The 22,168-nt window shown below is 54.4% G+C and carries 21 protein-coding genes; 16 read left to right on the top strand and 5 right to left on the bottom strand.

Annotation, left to right across the window (positions count from 1 at the left end; translation table 11 throughout):
• Positions 1-89 precede the first annotated feature (89 nt).
• The 12 genes from pilM (at position 90) to rplS (ending at position 11,903) form a co-directional block, all read left to right on the top strand.
• Positions 90-1,187 carry a type IV pilus assembly protein PilM gene (gene pilM, locus LVJ78_RS03015; protein WP_132954591.1) on the top strand — a complete coding sequence of 366 codons (1,098 nt, stop codon included), beginning with the start codon at positions 90-92 and terminating at the stop codon, positions 1,185-1,187.
• A gap of 1 nt (position 1,188) precedes the next feature.
• Entirely contained in the window at positions 1,189-1,809 is a 621-nt protein-coding gene (locus LVJ78_RS03010) for a PilN domain-containing protein (protein ID WP_132954590.1), read from the top strand.
• A gap of 2 nt (positions 1,810-1,811) precedes the next feature.
• Positions 1,812-2,447, top strand: a complete 636-nt coding sequence (locus LVJ78_RS03005) for a type IV pilus inner membrane component PilO (RefSeq protein WP_132954589.1) — start codon at positions 1,812-1,814, stop codon at positions 2,445-2,447.
• Between the two features lie 26 nt (positions 2,448-2,473).
• Positions 2,474-3,010, top strand: coding sequence for a pilus assembly protein PilP (locus tag LVJ78_RS03000; protein ID WP_132954588.1), 537 nt, complete (start codon positions 2,474-2,476; stop codon positions 3,008-3,010).
• 18 nt (positions 3,011-3,028) lie between these two features.
• Positions 3,029-5,260, top strand: a complete 2,232-nt coding sequence (locus tag LVJ78_RS02995) for a type IV pilus secretin PilQ (protein ID WP_132954587.1) — start codon at positions 3,029-3,031, stop codon at positions 5,258-5,260.
• 61 nt (positions 5,261-5,321) lie between these two features.
• On the top strand, positions 5,322-5,855 hold the full coding sequence (locus LVJ78_RS02990; protein ID WP_132954586.1) for a shikimate kinase: 534 nt from the start codon (positions 5,322-5,324) through the stop codon (positions 5,853-5,855).
• Positions 5,856-5,858: 3 nt separating this feature from the next.
• On the top strand, positions 5,859-6,944 hold the full coding sequence (aroB, locus tag LVJ78_RS02985; RefSeq protein WP_132954585.1) for a 3-dehydroquinate synthase: 1,086 nt from the start codon (positions 5,859-5,861) through the stop codon (positions 6,942-6,944).
• 735 nt (positions 6,945-7,679) lie between these two features.
• Positions 7,680-9,926: a bifunctional acetate--CoA ligase family protein/GNAT family N-acetyltransferase gene (locus LVJ78_RS02980; RefSeq protein WP_165870935.1), complete on the top strand. Its 2,247-nt coding sequence runs from the start codon at positions 7,680-7,682 to the stop codon at positions 9,924-9,926.
• Between the two features lie 76 nt (positions 9,927-10,002).
• A complete protein-coding gene (gene rpsP / locus LVJ78_RS02975) occupies positions 10,003-10,251 on the top strand; it encodes a 30S ribosomal protein S16 (RefSeq protein WP_132954583.1) in 249 nt (82 codons plus the stop codon).
• 16 nt (positions 10,252-10,267) lie between these two features.
• On the top strand, positions 10,268-10,777 hold the full coding sequence (gene rimM / locus LVJ78_RS02970; RefSeq protein ID WP_132954582.1) for a ribosome maturation factor RimM: 510 nt from the start codon (positions 10,268-10,270) through the stop codon (positions 10,775-10,777).
• The gene (trmD, locus tag LVJ78_RS02965; protein ID WP_132954581.1) at positions 10,777-11,535 is read left to right on the top strand and encodes a tRNA (guanosine(37)-N1)-methyltransferase TrmD; all 759 of its coding nucleotides are present in this window, start codon (positions 10,777-10,779) and stop codon (positions 11,533-11,535) included. Before rimM ends, trmD begins: the two co-directional genes overlap by 1 nt.
• Before the next feature lie 2 nt (positions 11,536-11,537).
• The gene (rplS, locus tag LVJ78_RS02960; protein ID WP_132954580.1) at positions 11,538-11,903 is read left to right on the top strand and encodes a 50S ribosomal protein L19; all 366 of its coding nucleotides are present in this window, start codon (positions 11,538-11,540) and stop codon (positions 11,901-11,903) included.
• A gap of 376 nt (positions 11,904-12,279) precedes the next feature.
• Here rplS and secA read toward each other — a convergent pair whose 3' ends face one another.
• Positions 12,280-15,027 (bottom strand): preprotein translocase subunit SecA, encoded by a 2,748-nt coding sequence (gene secA / locus LVJ78_RS02955; protein ID WP_132954579.1) that lies wholly within the window; start codon positions 15,025-15,027, stop codon positions 12,280-12,282.
• A 154-nt stretch (positions 15,028-15,181) separates the two neighbouring features.
• Here secA and LVJ78_RS02950 point away from each other — a divergent pair, with 154 nt between their 5' ends.
• The 4 genes from LVJ78_RS02950 (at position 15,182) to LVJ78_RS02935 (ending at position 18,237) form a co-directional block, all read left to right on the top strand.
• A complete protein-coding gene (locus tag LVJ78_RS02950) occupies positions 15,182-15,601 on the top strand; it encodes a DciA family protein (RefSeq protein ID WP_132954578.1) in 420 nt (139 codons plus the stop codon).
• 253 nt (positions 15,602-15,854) lie between these two features.
• Entirely contained in the window at positions 15,855-16,424 is a 570-nt protein-coding gene (gene azu, locus LVJ78_RS02945) for an azurin (protein WP_132954577.1), read from the top strand.
• A gap of 130 nt (positions 16,425-16,554) precedes the next feature.
• Positions 16,555-17,325, top strand: coding sequence for an MOSC domain-containing protein (locus LVJ78_RS02940; protein WP_132954576.1), 771 nt, complete (start codon positions 16,555-16,557; stop codon positions 17,323-17,325).
• A 399-nt stretch (positions 17,326-17,724) separates the two neighbouring features.
• Entirely contained in the window at positions 17,725-18,237 is a 513-nt protein-coding gene (locus tag LVJ78_RS02935; protein ID WP_132954594.1) for a hemerythrin domain-containing protein, read from the top strand.
• A gap of 192 nt (positions 18,238-18,429) precedes the next feature.
• Here LVJ78_RS02935 and LVJ78_RS02930 read toward each other — a convergent pair whose 3' ends face one another.
• The 4 genes from LVJ78_RS02930 to lysM all read right to left on the bottom strand — a co-directional run bounded on the left by LVJ78_RS02930 (position 18,430) and on the right by lysM (position 22,101).
• On the bottom strand, positions 18,430-19,224 hold the full coding sequence (locus LVJ78_RS02930) for an ABC transporter ATP-binding protein (protein WP_132954575.1): 795 nt from the start codon (positions 19,222-19,224) through the stop codon (positions 18,430-18,432).
• Positions 19,221-20,123: an ABC transporter permease gene (locus LVJ78_RS02925; protein ID WP_132954574.1), complete on the bottom strand. Its 903-nt coding sequence runs from the start codon at positions 20,121-20,123 to the stop codon at positions 19,221-19,223. Before LVJ78_RS02925 ends, LVJ78_RS02930 begins: the two co-directional genes overlap by 4 nt.
• Positions 20,124-20,309: 186 nt before the next feature.
• On the bottom strand, positions 20,310-21,323 hold the full coding sequence (locus LVJ78_RS02920) for an ABC transporter substrate-binding protein (RefSeq protein WP_132954593.1): 1,014 nt from the start codon (positions 21,321-21,323) through the stop codon (positions 20,310-20,312).
• 301 nt (positions 21,324-21,624) lie between these two features.
• A complete protein-coding gene (gene lysM / locus LVJ78_RS02915) occupies positions 21,625-22,101 on the bottom strand; it encodes a peptidoglycan-binding protein LysM (RefSeq protein WP_132954573.1) in 477 nt (158 codons plus the stop codon).
• Positions 22,102-22,168 lie beyond the last annotated feature (67 nt).

The following is a 22,168-nucleotide window of genomic DNA, read 5'->3' as shown; positions in this document are numbered from 1 at the left end:
TCCGGGTTTCGGTGCCACGCCCATATTGAAAATATTTCAAACACAGGGGCCTCAAAACATTACTCACTTAACGGGCAGGAAACAACATTATGCGTTTTACAAAAAAACAAAAAAATACAAACACTAAAGTTTCACCAACGCTTTCAAACCGTGCAGCAATAGGCATTGATATCACCCAGCACGCCATCACGATGGTTCAGCTTTCAAGCCGTAGTTTAAACCAAATTCAGCTGGAAAAATACGTTATCACTGCGCTGCCCAAAAATATTATCAAAGCGGCCAAAATTCAAGACTATGAGCAGCTCACTTCTTATTTGCGCCATTCCTACGCTCAATTGCAAAGCAACAATAAGAACATTGTTGCAGCATTACCACAAAACCTCACCACCATCGAAACGCCTGTTTTCAATGCAAAAGAGGCCGAGTCAGGTTTGGAAAGCTTTGCCGAATTTGAAATTGCCCAAATCGGGCCGCTCGAAGAAATGAATTACGACTACCAAGTCACAGGCACATCGATTGTGCCGCCCGGCCAAAAGCTGTTGCTGGTTGCCGCCAGAAAAGACGACATCGAGCCGCGCATCGAAATGCTGGAAAGCGCCGGCCTCTCTCCGGCCTTCCTGGATATCGACCTGTTTGCCCAAAGCAATGCATTTTCATTTTGGATCAATCAGCATGCGCCCGAATTGGCGAATGAAAAAATCGCCGTTATCGGCATTCATGCCACACAGCTATATGCATTGATTGTAGAAAACGGCCAAATGCTCTACAAGCAGGAAACTTCCGTCAGCACCGAGCAATTAAACCAGCTGATTCAGCGCACTTATCAAGTAACGGAAGAAAAAGCCGATCAAATGATTCTTTCGGCAAGCAAACCTGCCGATTATCAAACTCAGATTGCCGATCGCTTTAACATTCAGGTTGCCCAGGAAATCCAACGGGTGCTCCAGTTTTATTACACCACCCAGCCCAGCGATCAATTTTCAAGCGTGAAGCATATCCTGCTCACTGGCACGGCCTCACAGCAAGCCGGGCTGGCCGAAACCGTGTTTTCCCAAACCAACACGGCCACAGAGTGCATTCATCCGGCATTGTATGCAACCAACAGCAGCCACATCGACATACCAAAATTACAACAAGACGCACCATCTTTAACACTTGCATTCGGCTTGGCATTACGGGGTTTATAAAATGATAGAACTGATTAAAGTCAATCTTCTGCCTTACCGCGAGGAAATCCAGCAGAAGAAAAAGCAACAATTCAAGGCGCTGATGCTGCTTGCATTGGCCGTTGGCGCAGGCTTGTCGGCCTTGGCCTATTTGGGCATCAACCAAGCAATCGACCGCCAGGAAGAGCGCAACCAATTTCTCACCTCGGAAATCAGCAAACTGGATGAGCAATTGGGCGAAATCAAAAAATTAGAGCAAGAAAAACAGGATTTTCTGGCGCGCAAACAAAAAGTGGAAGAGCTTCAAGCCAAGCGCTTTCAGGCGGCCTCTATTATCGACACGCTGAATGTGCTGATTCCCGAAGGCGCCTACCTAACCGCCATCAGTGCAGAAAGCCCCACCACCTATACCATCAGCGGCAAAGCCACCAGCGATAACCGGATCGCCATGTTTATGCGCTCCATTCCCAGCACCGGCGTATTCCTGCAACCGGAATTGCTGAGCATCAAAAAAGTGGATAACGCTCAAGACTTCACCTTGAAAGTCTCATTAAACGAGAGCGCACCGGCCGCAACCGATGCAGAAACCGTTGAGCCAACCCCCAGCGGGGACGCATCCGCAGCCACACCGGAGGCACAATAATCATGGCAAATAAAAAACTGACCGATCTCGATATCAATTCGCTGCACCAGCTCAACATGCCGGCCAAATTGCTGCTGGCCGCGCTGGCGGCTTTGGCTATTTTGGTATTCAGCTATTTTTTGCTGTTCCGCTCGCAGCTTGAAATGCTGAATAATGCCGAAACCAAGGAAACCGAGCTCAAGGCCACTTATGAGCAAAAAAGCCTGCAAGCGGCCAGCCTCGATAATCTCAAAGCAGAATTAGCCGCCATTCATTCATCATTTGATGTGTTGCTCAAACAGCTGCCCACCGATGCTGAAATTCCCAACCTGATACAAGAGCTGCATCAGGCCGGCGCCACCAACGGCTTGCGCATGGACAGCGTAACACCGCAGCCACCCGTCAACGACGGCCCCATCCAAGTGTTGCCCTACAGCATCGCCACCACCGGCAACTACAACCAAATCAGCCAGTTTGCCCGTGATGTGGGCGCGCTCTCGCGCATCATCACGCTCGATTCGGTCAACCTGAAAGCTGATGAAAAAGCCAACACGCTCACCTTGAGCGCCACGGCCAACACTTACAAAGCACGCCCGGCAGATGAAGTGGCCGCAGAGCTGGCCGCCGCCAGCGAAGCGCAAGCCGAAAAAAGCAAATAAAATAACAAATAACAGAAGAAAACGACATGAAAACTCATATCTTACTCCCGTGTTTGTTGCTTTTAGCCGCTTGCGGCCCGCAACACAGCGATTTGCGCGAATGGATGCAGCAAACACAGCAACAAGCCAAAACCCGTATCCAGCCTTTTGAAGCCCCCAGCATCACGCCGGTTCAAAGCTACACTCCGCCCAATTTCAGCGGTTTGAATGCTTTCAACAGCAAGCGCCTCAATCTCGCCCAGCAAGGCGTGAATGCGCCCGACACCCACCGGCCCAAAGAGCTGCTGGAGGGTTTCAGCTTGGAAAACCTGAAATACGTCGGCACCTTAACGGCAGGCCGCACCATTTCCGGTTTTGTAGAAGCCGACGGCCATGTCTACACCGTCAAACCCGGCAACTACATCGGCCAAAACTATGGCCGCATCCAATCCATCACTTCAGATAAAATCACCTTGGTGGAAGTGGTGGAAGACAGCTACGGCAACTGGATTTTCCGCAATGCCGAATTACCGCTGAACAATGCAGCGGACAACGGCGCACAAGCCGGCCAAAACAGCAAATAATTTAAGGGGCAAATTCTTATGAAACTGAAACCGATCACCATCAAAACGCTTTGCGCATTAAGCCTGAGCCTGGCCATGCCGGCCGCTTTTGCCGGCAACATTACCGATATTAATGTGTCTTCGCTGCCGGACAACCAAAAAATCATCAAAATCAAGTTTGATAAAGATGTGGTGTCGCCCAGCGGCTTTATCACCACCACACCCGCCCGCATTGCGCTCGATTTCCCGGGCACCGGCATCCAATTGGCGCAGCCGGTGTTGGAATATGCCGACCCGCTGCTGGGGCAGATTACCGCCGCACAAAACAACGACCGCGCCCGCATTTTGCTGGCCTTGAGCAAAGCCGGCCAATACAACACCCAAATCAAGGGTAATGAAGTGTGGGTATATGTGAGCGAAGCGGCCGAGCAAACGCAAACCATCGCAGCAGCCGAGAGCATCAGCAGCCGCACGCTGGGCAACGAGCCTGTTGCACCGCCCGCACCCCGCGCCCGCGCCGAGCAAGCTGTGGCCGGCGCCAATATTGATTTCCGCCGCGGCAACCGCAATTCAGGCATCATCGAATTCAACGCCCCCGCCTTTACCGGCGAGCCCGACATCAAGCAGCAAAGCGACCGCTTGGTAATCACCCTGAAAAACTACCCGCTGCCCGCTCAAGCGCAGCGCAGCTTGGATGTGTCTGATTTCAACACCCCAGTGCGCAATGTCACCCTCAAGCGCATCGGCAACAACACCCAGCTCACTATCCGCAACCAAGGCAGCTGGGATGTGCGCACCCAATCGGGCAACGGCCGCTACAGCTTTGAAATCAGCCAAAAGAGCAATATGGAATCTCGCGGCCTCAGCGCGGCTGCCAATCAAAAATCTTTCAGCGGCCGCCGCATTTCTTTGGATTTCCAAGATGTAGACGTGCGCACCATTTTGCAGATTCTGGCCAAAGAATCAGGCGTGAATATTGTGGCCAGCGACAGCGTAAACGGCAAAATGACCCTCAGCCTGAAAGATGTGCCGTGGGATCAAGCGCTGGATTTGGTAATGCAGGCGCGCAATCTCGATATGCGCCGCCAAGGCAATATCATCAATATCGCCCCGCGCGAAGAATTGCTGAATCAAGACAAAGCCACCTTGCAGGCGCAAAAAGAAATCGAAGAGCTGGGGCCGCTTTTCTCGCAAACCTTCCAGCTGAAATACAAAAACGTAGAAGAATTCCGCAAAATTCTGCGCATTGATGAAGACGGCTCCAGTAGCAGCAGCAACCGCAACACCTTGCTGAGCAGCCGCGGCAGCGCCCTGATCGATCCGGCCACCAACACCTTGATCATCACCGACAACCGCGCCGTGATTCAAAAATTCCAAAAGCTGATTGAAGAGCTGGATGTGGCCGCCCGCCAAGTGATGGTGGAAGCGCGCATTGTTGAAGCCGATGACGGTTTCTCGCGCGAAATCGGCGTGAAATTCGGCTATGCCGGCTCCAACGGCACCAACAGCTGGGGTTCCAACTGGAGCAATGCCCTGACCAATCATAATACCTATCAGGCCAATCAACGTGCCCGCGATGCCGCCACCCAAGCCAACCTGGCCGCAGCAGCACAGGATGCGGCCAGCGGCGGCTACACCGCCCGCGTTTTGCCCACGCTGGCCAACTTTGCGCTCGATCCCAATATCAGCCTGCCGGTGTCGGCTGCTTCTTCCAGCATTGCGCTGGTGCATTCGCTGGCTTCGGGTGCGCTGGGGTTGGAAATTGCCGCCATGCAGGAGCAAAACAAAGGCAAAGTGCTTTCCAATCCGCGCGTGTTGACGCAAGACCGCAAAGAAGCGGTGATCGAATCCGGCCAAGAAATTCCGTATGAAGAATCCACTTCCAGCGGCGCCACCTCGATTACCTTTAAAAAAGCCGTGCTGGGTTTAACCGTTACCCCCAATATCACGCCCGACGGCCAAATCATCATGAATGTGAAAATAAATAAAGACAATCCGATAGCCTGTACCGCCAGCGGCGTGCCCACGCTGTGTATCAGCACCAAGCAGCTGCAAACCCAAGCCATGGTGGAAGACGGCGGCACGCTGATTGTGGGCGGCATTTATGAAGAAGAAAGCAGCAATGTGGTAAACAAAGTACCGCTGCTGGGCGATATTCCGGTGGTCGGCAACCTGTTTAAATCGCGCGCGCGCAAAGAACGCCGCCGCGAATTACTGATTTTCATCACCCCGCGCATTATGGACAATATGGGCAGCACCTTGCGCTACTGATTCATTGATTGTGCATATTGCCTGCGATGTAGTAAACACCGATTGAAAATTTTCGTTTACAATGCCTGCTATGAAAAACATAGCAGGCAATATTTTTTTAATCGGCTTGATGGGTGCCGGCAAAACCACGCTGGGCAAGCAGATTGCGCGGCAGCTGGGGCGCGAATTCTATGATAGCGACCATGAAATCTGCACCCGCACCGGCGTGTCGGTGCCGACCATTTTCGAGCTCGAGGGCGAACAAGGCTTTCGTGAGCGCGAAAGCGCCGTGATCGATGAGCTGAGCAGCCGCAGCAATATCGTGCTGGCTACCGGCGGCGGCGCGGTGATGCGCGAAGAAAACCGCCAAAAGCTGCGCACGCGCGGCATTGTGGTTTACCTGCACGCCCACCCCGAAACCCTGCTCAACCGCACCCGCCACGACAGCAACCGCCCGCTTTTACAAGTGGAAAATCCGCTGGCCAAGCTGCAAGAGCTTTACGATATCCGCGACAGCATTTACCGCAGCACCGCCCACATCGTGTTTGATGTCAACCGCCACAGCTGCCAGAAAACCATCCAGCAATTGCTACACACCCTGCATGCCCGGAAATAATTTATGCACACCCTAACCGTCAACACCCCGTCTCACGCCTACCCCATTTTTATCGGCTCCGGCCTGCTGGAACAAGCCGACACGCTGCTGAAACCTTATTTGAGCAAAAGCGCCGCCATCATCAGCAATGAAACCGTGGCGCCGCTTTATCTGCACACGCTTCAGACGGCCTTAGACAAACTGGGCATCGCCCATTTCAGCATTATCCTGCCCGATGGCGAGCAATACAAAAACTGGCAAACCCTCAACCTGATTTTCGACGGCCTGATGCAGCACCGCGCCGAGCGCAAAACCACGCTGATTGCGCTGGGCGGCGGCGTGATCGGCGACATGGTGGGCTTTGCTGCCGCCACCTACCAGCGCGGCGCACCCTTTATCCAAATTCCCACCACCCTGCTCAGCCAAGTCGATTCATCGGTGGGCGGCAAAACCGCCATCAACCACCCCTTGGGCAAAAACATGATTGGCGCTTTTTACCAGCCCCAAGCGGTGCTCGCCGATTTGAGCGTGTTATCCAGCCTGCCGCCGCGTGAATTATCTGCCGGCCTGGCCGAAGTGATTAAATACGGCCTGCTTGGCGACCTGGCTTTTTTTGAATGGCTCGAAGCCCATATCGATGCGCTGATGCAGCAAGAGCCCGCAGCGCTGGCCGAAGCCGTGCGCCGAAGCTGCGCCATGAAAGCCGAGATTGTCGGCCAAGACGAAACCGAGCAAGGCATACGCGCCTGGCTCAACCTCGGCCACACCTTCGGCCACGCCATCGAAGCCGAAATGGGTTACGGCGTGTGGCTGCACGGCGAAGCCGTGGCCGCCGGCATGGTGCTGGCCTGCCGCCTGGCCGAGCAACAAGGCCGTCTGAACAGCGCCGACACCGCACGCGCCACCGCCCTGCTGCAAAAAGCCCGCCTGCCGGTGGCGCCGCCGCGTTTCAGCTTCGAGCGCTGGCTCGCCCACATGCAGCACGACAAAAAAGTCAGCAGCGGCATCATGCGATTTATCGGCCTAAACCGTTTGGGCGAAGCCAATATCAGCGAAATCACCGACACCGATATTCTGCGCCAAACCCTCGCACCTTATTTGGCTCCGTGAGTATCCGCTTGTTTGAATGTCAAAATAAATGCCGCAGCGCACTCATCAATATGACAAAGGCCGTCTGATACCAATTCAAAAAAGTAAGCTAACAAGGCGGCGAGCCGCAGACAGTACAAATAGTACGGCAAGGCGAGACAACGAAGTTAGGTTATTTTTTGGATTGGTATGAAAGCTTTTCAGCGGGTAGGTTGGGTTGCAAACCCAACAAATCCACAAGCCGTCTGAAACGTTGGGTTTATCAACCCAACCTACGCCGTTGTAAAATGGCGTTCCGTGTCACTTTTCTTGCATTTCACTATATAACAAAGGCCGTCTGAAAGGTTTTCAGACGGCCTCTGCATGCCATGTTGATAATGTCTATTTAAATGGCCATTATGCAGCTGCGTAGGTAGGCACGCCACCCAAAGCAGCATAATCCGCATACATTGCGCACGCATCGGTTTTAAGTTGCAACAAAGCCCATAGGCCGTCTGAAACCCTTTCAGACGGCCTTTTCGTGCCATGCAATGATGTTTATTTATTTGAACAGGCATCATACAACGCTCATCCTTGATTCCACATCAAAACAGCTTACCCGCATCCTGCCGCATGGTCATCCACACGCTGCGCAAACCCCATCCGAATCTGCATGTTTTGCATCATTTTTTTTCAGACGGCCTGTGTTTGTTTATATCGTTTATTTATATTAAGATAAGTCCATTGAGGCCGTCTGAAAGCAGGGAGCATTCATTTATGAGCAAACATCTTTTTGATGCACTATTTGAACCGCAGCACATCATTGTTATCGGCGCGAGCGAGCGGCCGCACAGCTTAGGCGAGCGCGTGTTAAGCGCTTTGCTGCGCGCGCCGTTTCAAGGCAAAATCACCCCAGTCAACCTGCGTCACAAAAGCGTAGGCGGCCTCAAAGCCTATCCAAACCTCAGCCGCATCAGCGAAGCGGCCGATGTGGCGCTGATTCTCACTCCCGCCGCAAGCTACGAAGCCTTGTTTAAAGCCTGTCACAAAAAGCAGATACGCCATGTGGTGCTGGTGCAGGATTGGGAAAACCAATCTGCCGATGCCCTGCCGCAAGCGCAGGCCGCCATCCAAAGCGCCGCCCGCTTGGGCTTGCACATCACCGCCTGCACCCCGGCCGCCATCCAAGTGCCCGCCAACGGACTCAACAGCGGCATCTATCCTGCCCGCTTGAGCGCAGGCAATGTGGCCGTGATCAGCTGGCATGCCGCCACCGGTGCCGGCATATTATCGGTGCTTTCCCGCGCCAAACTGGGCTTATCGCGCCACATCAGCCTGCAACCGGGCCTCGGCCAAACCCATTCCGCCGAGCTGCTTGATGCCCTCGATAGCGACCCGCTCACCCGCTTGGTTGTGCTTGAATACAATCCCGACGAGCCTTTGCGCGATTTATTCAGCGCCATCCGCCACCTGACACGCCAAAAATCGGTGATTTTGCACTGCACCCACCATGCTGACGAAGAAGAGCAAGCCATCTTGCGCCACCTTTCGCGCTATTGCGGCTTTCTCGTTACCTTCACGCCCGATGAAATGCTCGCCGCTATCCATGCCTTGGCTTGCGGCAAACTCGATGCCAAAAAGCTGCATGTGATTGCCAACACGCCTTGCGACTGGCTGCAATCACAAGCAGCCTCATTCGGCATCGCCCTGCAAATGGCCGACCGCAACCACACGCCGTCTGAAAGCCACAATGGCTATATCGGCAGCAACCCCAGCACCCTGCACTACCGCGGCTTGGCCGAAAACAATCTGCAAAGCCACCACACCGAAGCCTTGCTCGCGCTGGTGGTGCCTACCGCTCAAAGCAACGAAGCCGAAATCACCCACGCCCTGCAGCAATTGCAGCAACAACACCAAAAGCCATTATTTATCAGCAGCCCGCTTTCAGACGGCCTGCTGCAATTTCGCAACACCGGCCAGGCTTTGCGGGCTTTTTTCTACCACCACCACAACCACGAATTAAAAGCCTTGCGCATCCAAACCGCCAAGCCCCGGCCGGCCTATCTGAAAATGCCCGACTTGGCCGCACTCTCCGCCGCGCAAGCGCCCACGCCTGCGCAGCTCGCCCAAGCCCTGCATCTGCCCGAACACACTGCCCCAACACACGCCGGCGATATTGCGCTGTTGTTTCATATCCATCCCCGTTATGGTGTCGCTTTGTTTGCCCGCAGCGCCGCGCAAACCATGGCTTTACTGCCTCCCTTCAACACCTTGCAAGCCGAACGGCTGATACAGCAATTCGGCCTGAAGCGCCAGCAAAAAACCATCTACCAGCTGCTCTACAGCCTCAACGCGCTGCTCACCCACGCGCCACACCTCAACCGGCTCGACCTCACGCTTCAGCCCGATGGCAACGTGAAAATCACCGCTACGCCCGCATCCGCCGCGCACACCGCCATCAATGTGCGCACCCCCTACCCCCGCGCCGAGCAGCCGCTGTTCACCCTCAAAAACGGCCAAACCATTCCCATCCGCGCGATGACACCTGAAGATGCCGAGCTTGAGCAGCAATATGTGCAAAACCTACCGGAAAAAAGCCGCCAAAGCCGCTTTATGGCGCATGTGAAAGCGCTCAGCCAAAGCACGCTTGCCAGCTTTTGCAATCTCGACTACCAACGCGAAGGCGCGTTTACCGCCGAAGATGCCGAGGGCAAGCTGCTGGGCGTGGGGCGCTTCAGCTGCACACACTTTCCCGAGCAATGCGAATTCGGCATCAGCGTGGCCGAAAGCATGCACGGCCAAGGCTTGGCTTTTGCTTTAATGCAGGAAATCATCGCCTTAGCCGCCCGCCAAGGCTATCGGCGCATGGGTGCGGAAATCCTCAAATCCAATCTGCCGATGTTGAAGCTGGCCGAAAAACTCGGCTTTACACTTTCACCCTCGCCCCACGATTCGGAAATAGCCGAAGCCATACTCGACCTTTTGCCGCCTGCAAACAACACCAAACGTAAATCAAGGCAATAAATGCTTGCATAGCAACCACAAACTGCCCTAAAATTAGCGGTTTTCTATATCCACGATTTTCACAGAAGGAATCAACATGGTAGTTATCCGTTTAGCCCGTGGCGGCTCAAAACACCGTCCGTTTTACAACGTAGTGGTTGCCGACTCACGCAACCGCCGCGACGGCCGTTTTATTGAGCGCGTAGGCTTCTACAACCCCGTTGCCAACGAAAAGCAAGAGCGCGTGCGCCTCAACGCCGAGCGCTTGAACCACTGGGTAGGCCAAGGCGCGCAAATGAGCGAAGCCGTTGCCAAGCTGGTTAAAGAGCAGCAAGCTGCCGCCTAAGCCAAGCAACACTGCCATGACCGACACTCAACAACTGGTAGCCATGGGCTACATCAAAGGCGTTTTCGGCGTAAAAGGCTGGCTTAAAATCGCCGCCAACACCGAGCACGCCGACAGCCTGCTGGACTACCCCGAGTGGCAGCTCTCAAAAGACGGTCAGAATTTAAGCGTTACATTAGAAGCCGGCAAAGTCGCCAATGGCGAATTGCAGGTTAAATTCACCGGCATAGACGGGCGCGACGAAGCCTTTGCCCTGCGCGGCTACACCATCGAAATCGACCGCGCCGATTTCGCCCCCGCCGAAGAAGGCGAATATTACTGGGCAGATCTGGTCGGCATGCGTGTTGTCAACCGCGAAGGCATCGAATTGGGCAAAGTTGCCAATCTGATGGAAACCGGCGCGCACGATGTGCTGATGGTCAACGGCGAGCACGGCCAAAAGCTGATTCCTTTCGTTGCCCATTATATCGACCATGTCGATAACGACAGCCGCACCATCACCGCCGACTGGGGCTTGGATTACTGATGTTGATCCAGGCCATTACCCTATTTCCGGAAATGTTTGACAGCATTACCGAATACGGCGTAACCGGACGGGCAAAAAAGCAGGATTTATGGCAATTCAACGCCATCAACCCGCGCCGCTTTGCCGACAATAAACTGGGCTACATCGACGATCGCCCATTTGGCGGCGGCCCCGGCATGATTATGATGGCACCGCCCTTGCAGGCAGCCATCGAAGAAGCCCGTACACAACACACAGGCAGCAGCAAAACCGTTTATCTGAGCCCGCAAGGCCGGCCGCTCGACCATCAAAAAGTCGGCGAATTGGCTCGTTTGGATAATCTGATTTTGGTTTGCGGCCGCTACGAAGGCATAGACGAGCGCGTGCTTGCCCAAAGCATCGATGAAGAAATCTGCATTGGCGACTTTGTGGTTTCCGGCGGCGAATTGCCCGCCATGATGCTGATGGATGCCGTGTTGAGGCTGCTGCCCGGCGTGTTGGGCGATATGCAGTCGGCCGAGCAAGATTCTTTTGCCAACGGCCTGCTCGACTGCCCACACTACACCCGCCCGATAGAATTTCAGGGCATGGCGGTTCCCGAGATATTGCGCTCGGGCAACCACGCCCTGATTGCACAGTGGCGATTAAAGCAATCGCTGCAACGCACTTTAGCGCGCCGCCCCGATTTATTGGAAAAGCGCGAATTAACCCCACAGGAATCTAGGCTCTTACATGAAATAAAGCAAGAGGAACGAGAATCCCATTATAACCAGGACTAAAAATGAACTTGATCCAACAATTAGAGCAAGAAGAAATTGCTCGCTTGAACAAAGCCATCCCCGAATTTGCACCGGGTGACACCGTTGTGGTATCCGTGCGCGTGGTTGAGGGCAGCCGCAGCCGTTTGCAGGCTTACGAAGGCGTGGTCATCGCCCGCCGTAACCGCGGCCTGAACAGCAACTTCATCGTGCGCAAGCTCTCCAGCGGCGAAGGCGTTGAGCGTACTTTCCAACTCTACTCTCCGCAAGTGGAAAAAATCGAAGTTAAACGCCGTGGTGACGTGCGTCGCGCCAAGCTCTACTACCTGCGCGGCCTCACTGGTAAAGCTGCCCGCATCAAAGAAAAACTGCCGGCACGCAAAGGCTGATTCACAGCCGCCCAATGGCTCAATACCCGCTTTTAGCGGGTATTTTTTATTGCCGCACGAGAGACAAATTTCAAGCTGAAAATTAATGAAAGCCTCATTCAAAAAGGATTTCAAAGATTAAAATATTTTGAATACAGACTGTACGAGGCCGTCTGAAACTTTGGCATTTCAAACGGCCTCTTTGACTGTTGCGAAACACGCCTTGTCGCATGCGTATACGATTACGCCGCCAAAACGCAACTAATCACACCCTACTCTGTTGTGGCGGAACGCATACTGCGTTGTTCTATACGGCATCCTAAATTTGGCAGCCATAAAAAGCCCCATTCTGCAGACTCTGCGAAATGGGGCTTTTGGCATCAAGGCCGTCTGAAGCTCAAGACAATTTGCCGTGGCAATGTTTGTATTTCAACCCGCTGCCGCAGGGGCAGGGATCATTGCGGTGCACCGAGCGGCCTTGGGCGGCCAGCGTTTCGGGGCTGAAATCGTTGCCGGTCGGGTCAAATGCTTCGGTGGCCAAATCGGTGCGCGATTCGCCCAACACATCGGTCATCGCCGGTGCACCGGAGTGCACAGCCTGCATTTCTACCGGCGTTTGCTCCATCACGGCATCTTCGTTGCGCTCAATCTGCACAGAAGTCAGCAGCGTGGCGATATTGTGTTTGATGCCGCTCCACAGGCTTTCAAACATGGCGAATGCTTCGCGCTTGTATTCTTGCTTGGGATTTTTCTGTGCGTAGCCGCGCAGATGGATGCCTTGACGCAGATAATCCATGGCCGCCAAATGTTCGCGCCAGTTGCTGTCGATCACTTGCAGCATCACATTGCGCTCAAAGCCGCTCATGGTTTGCTCGCCCACCACGGCCACTTTTTCAGCATATTCCTGCTCCACTTGGGCGATCAGGCGCGCTTTGACTTCTTGGTTATCCAGCGTGTTTTCTGCTTTCAGCCAGCCCTGGATATCGGCATGCACTCTGAATTCGCCGGCAAGCTGCGCTTCCAATGCAGGCAGATCCCATTGCTCTTCCATGCTGTCGGGCGGCATGTGCAGATCAACCAAGTCGCCCACCACTTCTTCGCGGATGTCTTTGGCCAAATCGGTCACTTCTTTGCTGGTCAGGATTTCGTTGCGCTGATGATAGATCACTTTGCGCTGGTCGTTGGCCACGTCATCGTATTCCAGCACTTGTTTGCGCATATCGAAGTTGCGGCCTTCCACTTTGCGTTGTGCGCCTTCGATTTGGCGGGTGAGCAGGCCGTGCTCGATGGCCACGCCGCGCTCCGGTGCCAAGCGGTTGAGAATGGCGGCGGCGCGGTCGAGCGCAAACAGGCGCAAGAGCGGATCTTCAAATGAAAGATAAAAGCGGCTGGAGCCGGGGTCGCCCTGGCGGCCGGCACGGCCGCGCAGCTGGTTGTCGATACGGCGGCTCTCGTGGCGCTCGGTGCCGATTATGTGCAGGCCGCCGGCGGCCAGCACTTTTTCATGCTCGGCTTCCCAGCCGTTTTCCAAATCGGCAATGCGGCGGGCTTTTTCTTCTTCGCTGAGGCTCTCATCGGCATTGATGGCATGGCTTTGATGCTGCACATTGCCACCCAACACGATATCGGTGCCGCGGCCGGCCATATTGGTGGCCACGGTAATCATGCCCGCTTTGCCGGCTTGCGCCACAATCAAAGCCTCGCGCTCGTGCTCTTTGGCATTCAACACATTGTGCGGCAAACCTTGCTGATTCAGCAGCTTGGCCACCAATTCTGAGTTTTCAATGCTGGTGGTGCCCACCAGCACGGGCTGGCCGGCTTCATGGCAGCGCTTGATGTCGGCCACCACGGCTTCGTATTTTTCTTCGGCGGTGCGGAAAATCTGGTCGTTGGCGTCTTTGCGCTGCATCGGCCGGTTGGTGGGAATAATCACGGTTTCCAAGCCGTAGATACTTTGGAATTCAAACGCTTCGGTGTCGGCCGTGCCGGTCATGCCGGCCAATTTGTCATATAAGCGGAAGTAGTTTTGGAAGGTGATGGAAGCCAGCGTTTGGTTTTCGCGTTTGATGTCCACGCCTTCTTTGGCTTCTACCGCCTGGTGCAGGCCTTCCGACCAGCGGCGCCCGCTCATCAGACGACCGGTGAATTCATCCACAATCACGATTTCGCCGTCTTGAATCACATAGTGTTGGTCTTTGTGAAACAGGCTGTGTGCGCGCAAGGCGGCCATTAAATGGTGCATCAGCATGATGTTGCCGGTGGAATAAAGCGAATCGCCTTCTTTGAGCAAACCCATTTGCACCAGAATTTCTTCGGCGCGCTCATGACCGCTCTCGCTCAAAAGCACGGTGTGGGCTTTTTCATCCACCCAATAATCGCCCTCGCCCTCTTCTGTTTCCTGGCGCACAAGCATGGCGGGCACGGTGTTCATCACTTGATAAAGCTGCACGTTGTCATCGGCTTGGCCGGAAATAATCAGCGGCGTGCGTGCTTCGTCGATCAGAATCGAATCCACTTCATCCACCACGGCAAATGTGAGTGCGCGCTGCACTTTGTCGTATTGGTCGGTTACCATATTGTCGCGCAGATAATCAAAGCCAAATTCGTTGTTGGTGCCATACGTGATGTCGGCATTGTAGGCGCTTTGGCGGAAAAAAGGCTCCATCTCGCTCACAATCACACCCACGCTGAGGCCGAGAAAATTATAGAGTGGCTCCATAATGCCCGCATCGCGCCCGGCCAGATAATCGTTTACCGTTACCACATGCACGCCTTTGCCGACCAGCGCATTGAGATACACCGGCAGCGTGGCCACCAACGTTTTGCCCTCGCCGGTGCGCATTTCGGCGATTTTGCCCTCATGCAGCACCATGCCGCCAATCAGCTGCACATCAAAATGGCGCATACCCAACACACGGCGGCTGGCTTCGCGGCACACGGCAAAAGCCTCTTCGAGCATGCTCTCGAGCGTGGCGCCATTGGCCAGGCGTTGTTTGAATTCTGCGGTTTTGGCTTGCAGCGCTTCATCGCTGAGCGCCTGGATCTCGGCTTCGCGAGCATTGATTTTAGCGACGGTTTTACGATATTGTTTGAGCAGACGGTCGTTGCGGCTGCCAAAAACTTTCTTGGCTAAATTAGTAAGCATGTATGATTCCCTGCGCCTGAGGTAAAATAAGAAGGCAATTAACCCCGAATTCTAACACAAGCCGTTTGATAAGGTGACAATGCCGTCAGATATAACGATGGTTTTGCCGATTTCAAGCCAAGCGCGTTCCTTTTCTGCAAAGGCCGTCTGAACCATGAATCTCGATCATTTAGGCAAGCAAGATCCGCATTTGGCCAATTTGCTGCGCAGCGCGCATTACTGGCAGCGGCTGGATGCGCAAGTTAAGCAGATTTTGCCGGCCAACCTGCGCCCCCATTTCCAGACGGCCTGCATCGACAACGGCTGCTTAATCCTTTTGGCCGCCAACAATATGGCCGCTTCCCGCCTGCGCATGATTCTGCCCGGTCTGCTCGCGCAAGTGCAGCAGCTCGACCACAGCATTATCGAAGTGCGCACCAAAATCGTGCCCAAGCCGCCGGCCGCGCCGCGCGAAAACCGCCTGCGCCTGAGCAAAACGGCGCTCGACACGCTGGATGATTCCGCACAACAATTGCAACACCATCCCGAATTGGCCGAAGCGCTGCAACGCTTGGTGAGCCGCCACCGCAAATAAGGCGTGCCCACGTTTCACCCGCCTGCCGAGCCATAGCAAAACATTCATCTAAAATCATTATTTCTTGCCCAACACGATAAATTTGTGTATAAACATTGATGTAGCACAACGTTTGCACACTTCATCCGCCGCATACTGTGCAACACGTTTCGAGCGCATGGCGCACGAACACACCAACAAACGGCGCTTCGGCACAAGCTTCAACAAGTTTGCCGCCTAATGGTGCCGCAACATTCATCACAAGGAGTTTTTCATGAAAGCATATTTGGCGCTGATTTCCACAGCTGCTATCGCCCTGAGCGCCTGCTCGCAAGAGCCCGCAAAACCTGCCGCCGACACCGCACCGGCGGCCGCTTCTGCCACCGCATCCGCTCCGGCTGCCGAAGCCTCTGCAGCGGCCGCCTCCGAAGCCGCACCGGCCGCTGCCGTGGATGAAGCCTGCTCTACCGTTGTGTCTTCAGACGATGCCATGAAATTCGACACCGCCGACATCAACATCAGCAAAGCCTGCAAAACCTTCACCATCACCCTGAAACACGTCGGCAAAATGCCCAAAGCGGCCATGGGTCACAACATCGTGATCACCAAAACCGAAGACGTGGATGCCGTGGATAAAGAAGGCGCCGCTGCCGGCGTGGACAACGATTTTGTTAAAGCCGATGATCCGCGCATTGTTGCCCACACCAAACTGATCGGCGGCGGCGAAGAAACCTCCATCACCATCGACACCAGCAAATTCGCAGCCGGCAACAAATATGAGTTTTTCTGCTCATTCCCCGGCCACATCGCCATGATGCGCGGCAACGTGAATTTGGTGGATTAAGCCACACCCAATCTGCCAAAGGCCTGCTGATGCAGGCCTTTTTTATGGCCGAAATGTTCAGACGGCCTTACCCGTCCAAACACTTTGCGTTATGATATTCCATCTGCCCAAGGCCGTCTGAAAGCTTGCCATGCAACTGACCGAAATCGTTTATTATCCCGTAAAATCCATGCGCGGCCTCAACGCCGAAGCCGCCGATATCCGCCACGCCGGCATGCCGCACGACCGCGAATGGCTGGTGGCCACGCCTGACGGCATGTTTCTCACCGCGCGCAAGCTGCCGCATATGCTGCTGTGGCAGGCAGAGCCGCATTCAGACGGCCTCACGCTTACCGCGCCCGACGGCAGCCGCCGCCGCGTGTACCACCATGAATTCACCCAAGCGGCAGAAGTGGCGGTGTGGAAAGATCGCTTCGAAGCCCGGCACGGCAGCAGCAGCACCGATGAATGGCTCTCGCAGCAGCTGGGCGTGGCCTGCCGCCTTTATTACCTCGGCAACCCGAGCCGGCGCGTGCTCTCGTTTGCGCAAACCCCGCTTTCATTTGCCGATGGCGCGCCTTATCTGCTCACCAGCAACGCCTCGCTTACCCTGCTCAACAGCCAGCTTGAAGAGGCGGTGGAAATGCGCCGCTTCCGCCCCAACTTGGTGATAGACGGCCGCGAAGCTTATGAAGAAGACCGCTGGCGCATTATCCGCATCGGCGCCGTCGAATTCGAGCTTTTCAAGCCTTGCGTGCGCTGCGTGATGACCACGGTGGATTTGCACAGCGGCCAAAAACACCCGCAGCAGCAACCATTGGCCACGCTCGCACTCACCCATAAGGCCTGCTTCGGCATCAATATGATTGCGCGCAACAGCGGCCAAGTGCATTTGGGCGATGAAGTAACCGTGATTCGTTGATTGTAAAACCGGCGTCTGCGCACCATTCTTCATGCAGCAATTCGGCTCAAAGCCTTACTCGCGGACGAAATGCAAACAAACCCAAGGCCGTCTGAAACCATAAGCCGCCAAGGCGTCCTAACATTTCGTTTTTATGAGAGGGATTTTGTTCCTGAAAGTGCAGATGCAAGGCAAAAAACACAGCAAGGTTGGACACCTTATACCCATTCAAAAAAGTAAGCTAACAAGGCAGCGAGCCTGCGACAGTAAAGATAGTACGGCAAGGCGAGACAACGAAGTCAGGTTATTTTTTTGGATTGCTATTACGAGGCTTTTTAACGCAGCAGATGCGTTTTCAGGGGCGAAATACACCCATAAATCGAAATGTCAGGATACCCTAGGAGCCGCATCATGAATCTGATCAATCCGTTTGACACCCGCAGCACCACTTTTGCCGAGCCGATAGAAATGCTCTATGCCTGCCACGACAAAGTGCGCCGCTTTTGCGGGCAAACCCGGCTGCTTCCGGGCTATATCGCCGAACACGGCCGCAACGACATTGTGTTGCAAACCATCCGCCAAATCAGCCAATATTTCAACGTGGCCGCGCCCTTGCACCATCAAGACGAAGAAAACGATTTTTTCCCGCTGCTGCTGCAATACGCGCCCGAAGCAAAAGCCGATATTGACGAGCTTTTGCGCCAGCATGAAAACCTACATGCCAACTGGGCGGCGGTGCAAACCGAATTCGACAAACTGCACGAACATGCCGGCCACATGCCCGATGGCGAAATATTGGCCCGCTTCACCGCCGCTTATGATGTGCATTTAGAAATCGAAGAAGCCCTGTTTGCGCTGGGCAAGCAAAAAATACCGCCGCAAAAACTGGCCGAAATCGGCCGCAATATGGCGGCAAGAAGGCGCAGCACTTAGCCTCGGCCATCCATGCAAACGCCGCTGCAAATCCCAAACAAGCCCGAATATTAAGGTTTCAGACGGCCTTCGCTTTAAACGATACACGGGCTGTGCGCATCTGCAATACAACAATAAGAGGCCGTCTGAAAGAGGCCGTCTGAAATAGGTTTTCAGACGGCCTCATTCTCTTTCATTGCCACGCTTTCAACCCTAACCCAACAATAAAGCATCATCCGACACTTTTTCGCCACGGGTTTGCTCAAACATAGCCAGCAAATCGGCCACATCCATGCCCGCGCGTTTATCGCCGTGCACATCCAGCACCACCTGCCCTTGGTGCAGCATCACCGTGCGGCTGCCGTGGTCGAGCGCTTGGCGCATTGAGTGGGTCACCATCATGGCGGTGAGTTTGTTTTCATGGATGATGCGGTCGGTCAAATCCAGCACAAAAGCGGCGGTTTTCGGGTCGAGTGCGGCGGTGTGCTCATCGAGCAGCAGGATTTTGCTCGGTTGCAGGCTGGCCATCAGCAGGCTCACGGCCTGGCGCTGGCCGCCGGAAAGCAGCCCCATGCGGTCGGTGAGGCGGTTTTCCAACCCCAGCTTCAGCAGCGATAATTTTTCGCGGAAAAATTCGCGTGTGCTTTTGTTGAGCGCCAAACCCAAGCTGCGCTTTTGACCGCGCTTATACGCCAAAGCCATGTTTTCTTCTATGCTCAAGGCTTCGCAAGTGCCGGCCATCGGGTCTTGAAACACGCGCGCCACCAAATGGGCCCGTTTGTGTGCAGGCAATCGGGTAACGTCTTGGTTGTCGATGCAGATGATGCCGCTATCCACCGCCAAATCGCCGCTGATGGCATTGAGAAAAGTGGATTTGCCCGCGCCGTTGCTGCCGATTACGGTCACAAATTCGCCATCGGCAATGCTCAAGCTCATGCCGCGCAAAGCAGGGTTTTCAATCGGCGTGCCGGGGTTGAAGGTGATTTTGAGGTTTTCGGCGCGCATCATGATGTTTTTTTCCTTTGCAGCCAGCGTTTGATATAAGGCATGCGCAAGGCGATCACCACCAAAATTGCAGTGAGCAGGTTTAAATCCTGCGGACCGAAACCGATACCGCGCAAGGTGTCGCTGCCCAGCGCCAGCGCGATAAAGAGGCGGTAGAGCACCGCGCCGACAATCACGGACAACACCACCATCCAGATGCGTTTGCTCGGCAGCAGGGTTTCGCCGATAATCACCGCCGCCAAACCGATCACAATCGTGCCCACGCCGATGGAAATATCCGCCCCGCCCTGGGTTTGCACAAACAGCGCACCGCCCAAGGCAATCAGCGCATTCGACAGAGCCATGCCGATAATGATCATTTTAGAAGTGCCCACACCTTGCGCGCGCGCCATGCGGCCGTTGGCACCTGTGGCGCGCATGCTCAAACCCGCTTCGGTGGAGAAAAACCAATCGAGCAAGAGCTTGGCGGCGATAACAAAGCCCAAAATAATCAGCGGCTGCACCCAAAATTGGTTGCTGAAATCGGCAGCCACAAACGGTGTGAACACGGTTTGCTCACCGATCAGCGGCACATTGGGCGCGCCCATGATTCTGAGGTTGACCGAATAAAGCGCCACCATCACCAAAATGCTGGCCAAAAGCTGCAAAATTTTCAACGACACATGCAACCACGCCGTCACCACACCGGCGCACGCGCCGGCAGCCATGCCCGCAGCGCAGGCCAGCCACGGATTGATGCCGTTGACAATGCACACCGCCGCCACCGCGCCGCCCAGCGGAAAGCTGCCATCGGCAGTGAGATCGGGAAAATCGAGAATGCGGAAAGAAATCAGCACCCCCAGCGCCACCAGCGCATAAATCAGGCCGCTTTCAAAAGCGCCGAATAAAGCTTCGATAGACATAATGCTTTCTTTTTATTGTTGATATTTTGTTATTTAATATGTTTTATCAAATAGGCCGTCTGAAACCTTTCAGACGGCCTGAGGCACTGTTTGCTTTTCATCTGCGCTCAAGATTTGAGTCATAAACAAACTTGCCATTTGATAAGCCGCAAACAAAGCCTAGGGTATCCTAGCTCAGCCGCAGCCTTATTCCTGCACTTCGGCCGCTTCTTTCAACACCTCTTCCGACAAGGTCACCCCTTCTTCGGCGGCATTTTTCTTGCTCACAATCAAATCCAGCTTATCCATGCGCGAGGGAGCAATATCGCCCGGCGCTTCGCCTTTCAAAATACGCGCCACGATTTCACCGGTTTTCTTGCCCATATCGCGATAATTCACGCCCAGCGCCGCCACCGCCCCGCGCTTGACCGAATCGGTGTCGGAAGCCACCAGCGGCAGCTTGTTTTCCACCGCCACTTTATAAAGCGATTCATAAGCCGCCACCACATTATTATCGAGCGAGGTATAAATCAAATCGGCTTTGCCTTTGAGGCTGCGGGCAGCTGTGGGCACATCGGCGCTGCGTTGCGCCGGCGCGGCGGCCACTTCGATGCCTTGCTTGCCCAATTCCGTTTTCAGCTGCTCCAGCACCACGGTGGAATTCACTTCGCCGGGGCTATACACATAACCCACCGATTTGAGCGTGGGCACAATTTTTTTCATCAAATCGATTTGCGGCGAGAGCGGCAGCTCGTCCGACACGCCGGTGACATTGGTTTTGGAGGCTTCCCAGCTGCTCACCAGCTTGGCGGCCACAGGGTCGGTAACGGCGGCAAACACCACCGGAATCGACTTGGTGGCGGCCACCACCGATTGCGCGCTCGGCGTGGCAATGGCCACAATCACATCGGGCTTGTCACCGGCAAATTTCTTGGCAATCTGGCCGGCGGTGGCGGTGCTGCCTTGCGCGCTTTGAAAATCGACTTGCAGATTCTTGCCCTCTTCAAAGCCTTGTGCTTTCAATTCTTCCAGCACGCCTTGGCGCACATTGTCCAGCGCCGGATGTTCCACAATGGCGGTAATCGCCACTTTTTTCACATCAGCCGCAGCCGGTGCCGCCTCAGATGCTGTCGGCGCGGCAGCTTTTTGTTCGGCAGGCGAGCAGGCGGCCAAAAGCATGGCGGCCATGATGGCGAGGGGAAATTTTACAGATTGTTGCATGATCATGGTCATCTCTCGTTTGGGGTGCAGCCGTTGTGGCAGATGGTGCTAATCTTAGGGGAAAAAACGGGAAAATGCACTTCGTAAAGGCATGTAAATACCATACCAAAAACAGTTTTTAAAACATTAAATATCAAGCCACCGCGCCTTTTCGGCGCTTTATATTTCAAACCATTCAAGCTTGAATATTTTAACTGCCAAACCGGCACCCTATTCGCCCGAATATGGTTATTGCACATACAACAAGGCCGTCTGAAACATTCAGACGGCCTCTTGATTTCATTAACGCTTAAACCGCTGATTACTCGGGAATACGCAATTTTTGACCCGGATAAATCTTATCGGGGTTGCTCAACATCGGCTTGTTGGCTTCAAAAATTTTCATGTATTTATTGGCATCACCATAGTATTTTTTGGAAATGGCCGACAAAGTGTCGCCGCTCACCACATCGTGATAGCGCGCTTCGGCAGCAGCGGGGAAAACCAGCTTGTTGTCCACATCCGACACGCCGGTAACGTTGCCGGCCGCCAACACGGCTTTTTCGGCCGCTTCTTGCGAGGGCGCCGAGCCGCTGAGGGTAACTTTGCCGCTGGCACCGTCAAAAGCCACGGCCAAGCCGGTGAGGCCCAGATTTTGTTTTTCGATATATGTTTGGATGGCGGCAGAAGCTTTGCTGTTTAAATCTTCCACATTCGCAGCGGCAGCCGCGGCCACTTCTTTTTCATCTTTGCCAAACAGCTTCTCGCCTGCATTTTTAATAAAGCTAAACAAACCCATGGTTTCCACTCCTGATAATTAAACGATTCCGGCGCACCGGCTCTTTGCATCATCTTATCGGCCATGA

It is taken from the genome of Uruburuella suis, assembly GCF_022870845.1.
Taxonomy (GTDB): Bacteria; Pseudomonadota; Gammaproteobacteria; order Burkholderiales; family Neisseriaceae; genus Neisseria; species Neisseria suis.
Note: the sequence above shows the minus strand (reverse complement) of the source record. Positions and strands in the feature narration are given on the sequence as shown.

Bases quoted from the DNA above. Each gene is read 5' to 3' on its own strand.
- pilM (WP_132954591.1), top strand. From the start codon at position 90: ATGCGTTTTACAAAAAAACAAAAAAATACAAACACTAAAGTTTCACCA.
- LVJ78_RS03010 (WP_132954590.1), top strand. From the start codon at position 1,189: ATGATAGAACTGATTAAAGTCAATCTTCTGCCTTACCGCGAGGAAATC.
- LVJ78_RS03005 (WP_132954589.1), top strand. From the start codon at position 1,812: ATGGCAAATAAAAAACTGACCGATCTCGATATCAATTCGCTGCACCAG.
- LVJ78_RS03000 (WP_132954588.1), top strand. From the start codon at position 2,474: ATGAAAACTCATATCTTACTCCCGTGTTTGTTGCTTTTAGCCGCTTGC.
- LVJ78_RS02995 (WP_132954587.1), top strand. From the start codon at position 3,029: ATGAAACTGAAACCGATCACCATCAAAACGCTTTGCGCATTAAGCCTG.
- LVJ78_RS02990 (WP_132954586.1), top strand. From the start codon at position 5,322: ATGCCTGCTATGAAAAACATAGCAGGCAATATTTTTTTAATCGGCTTG.
- aroB (WP_132954585.1), top strand. From the start codon at position 5,859: ATGCACACCCTAACCGTCAACACCCCGTCTCACGCCTACCCCATTTTT.
- LVJ78_RS02980 (WP_165870935.1), top strand. From the start codon at position 7,680: ATGAGCAAACATCTTTTTGATGCACTATTTGAACCGCAGCACATCATT.
- rpsP (WP_132954583.1), top strand. From the start codon at position 10,003: ATGGTAGTTATCCGTTTAGCCCGTGGCGGCTCAAAACACCGTCCGTTT.
- rimM (WP_132954582.1), top strand. From the start codon at position 10,268: ATGACCGACACTCAACAACTGGTAGCCATGGGCTACATCAAAGGCGTT.
- trmD (WP_132954581.1), top strand. From the start codon at position 10,777: ATGTTGATCCAGGCCATTACCCTATTTCCGGAAATGTTTGACAGCATT.
- rplS (WP_132954580.1), top strand. From the start codon at position 11,538: ATGAACTTGATCCAACAATTAGAGCAAGAAGAAATTGCTCGCTTGAAC.
- secA (WP_132954579.1), bottom strand. From the start codon at position 15,027: ATGCTTACTAATTTAGCCAAGAAAGTTTTTGGCAGCCGCAACGACCGT.
- LVJ78_RS02950 (WP_132954578.1), top strand. From the start codon at position 15,182: ATGAATCTCGATCATTTAGGCAAGCAAGATCCGCATTTGGCCAATTTG.
- azu (WP_132954577.1), top strand. From the start codon at position 15,855: ATGAAAGCATATTTGGCGCTGATTTCCACAGCTGCTATCGCCCTGAGC.
- LVJ78_RS02940 (WP_132954576.1), top strand. From the start codon at position 16,555: ATGCAACTGACCGAAATCGTTTATTATCCCGTAAAATCCATGCGCGGC.
- LVJ78_RS02930 (WP_132954575.1), bottom strand. From the start codon at position 19,224: ATGATGCGCGCCGAAAACCTCAAAATCACCTTCAACCCCGGCACGCCG.
- LVJ78_RS02925 (WP_132954574.1), bottom strand. From the start codon at position 20,123: ATGTCTATCGAAGCTTTATTCGGCGCTTTTGAAAGCGGCCTGATTTAT.
- LVJ78_RS02920 (WP_132954593.1), bottom strand. From the start codon at position 21,323: ATGCAACAATCTGTAAAATTTCCCCTCGCCATCATGGCCGCCATGCTT.
- lysM (WP_132954573.1), bottom strand. From the start codon at position 22,101: ATGGGTTTGTTTAGCTTTATTAAAAATGCAGGCGAGAAGCTGTTTGGC.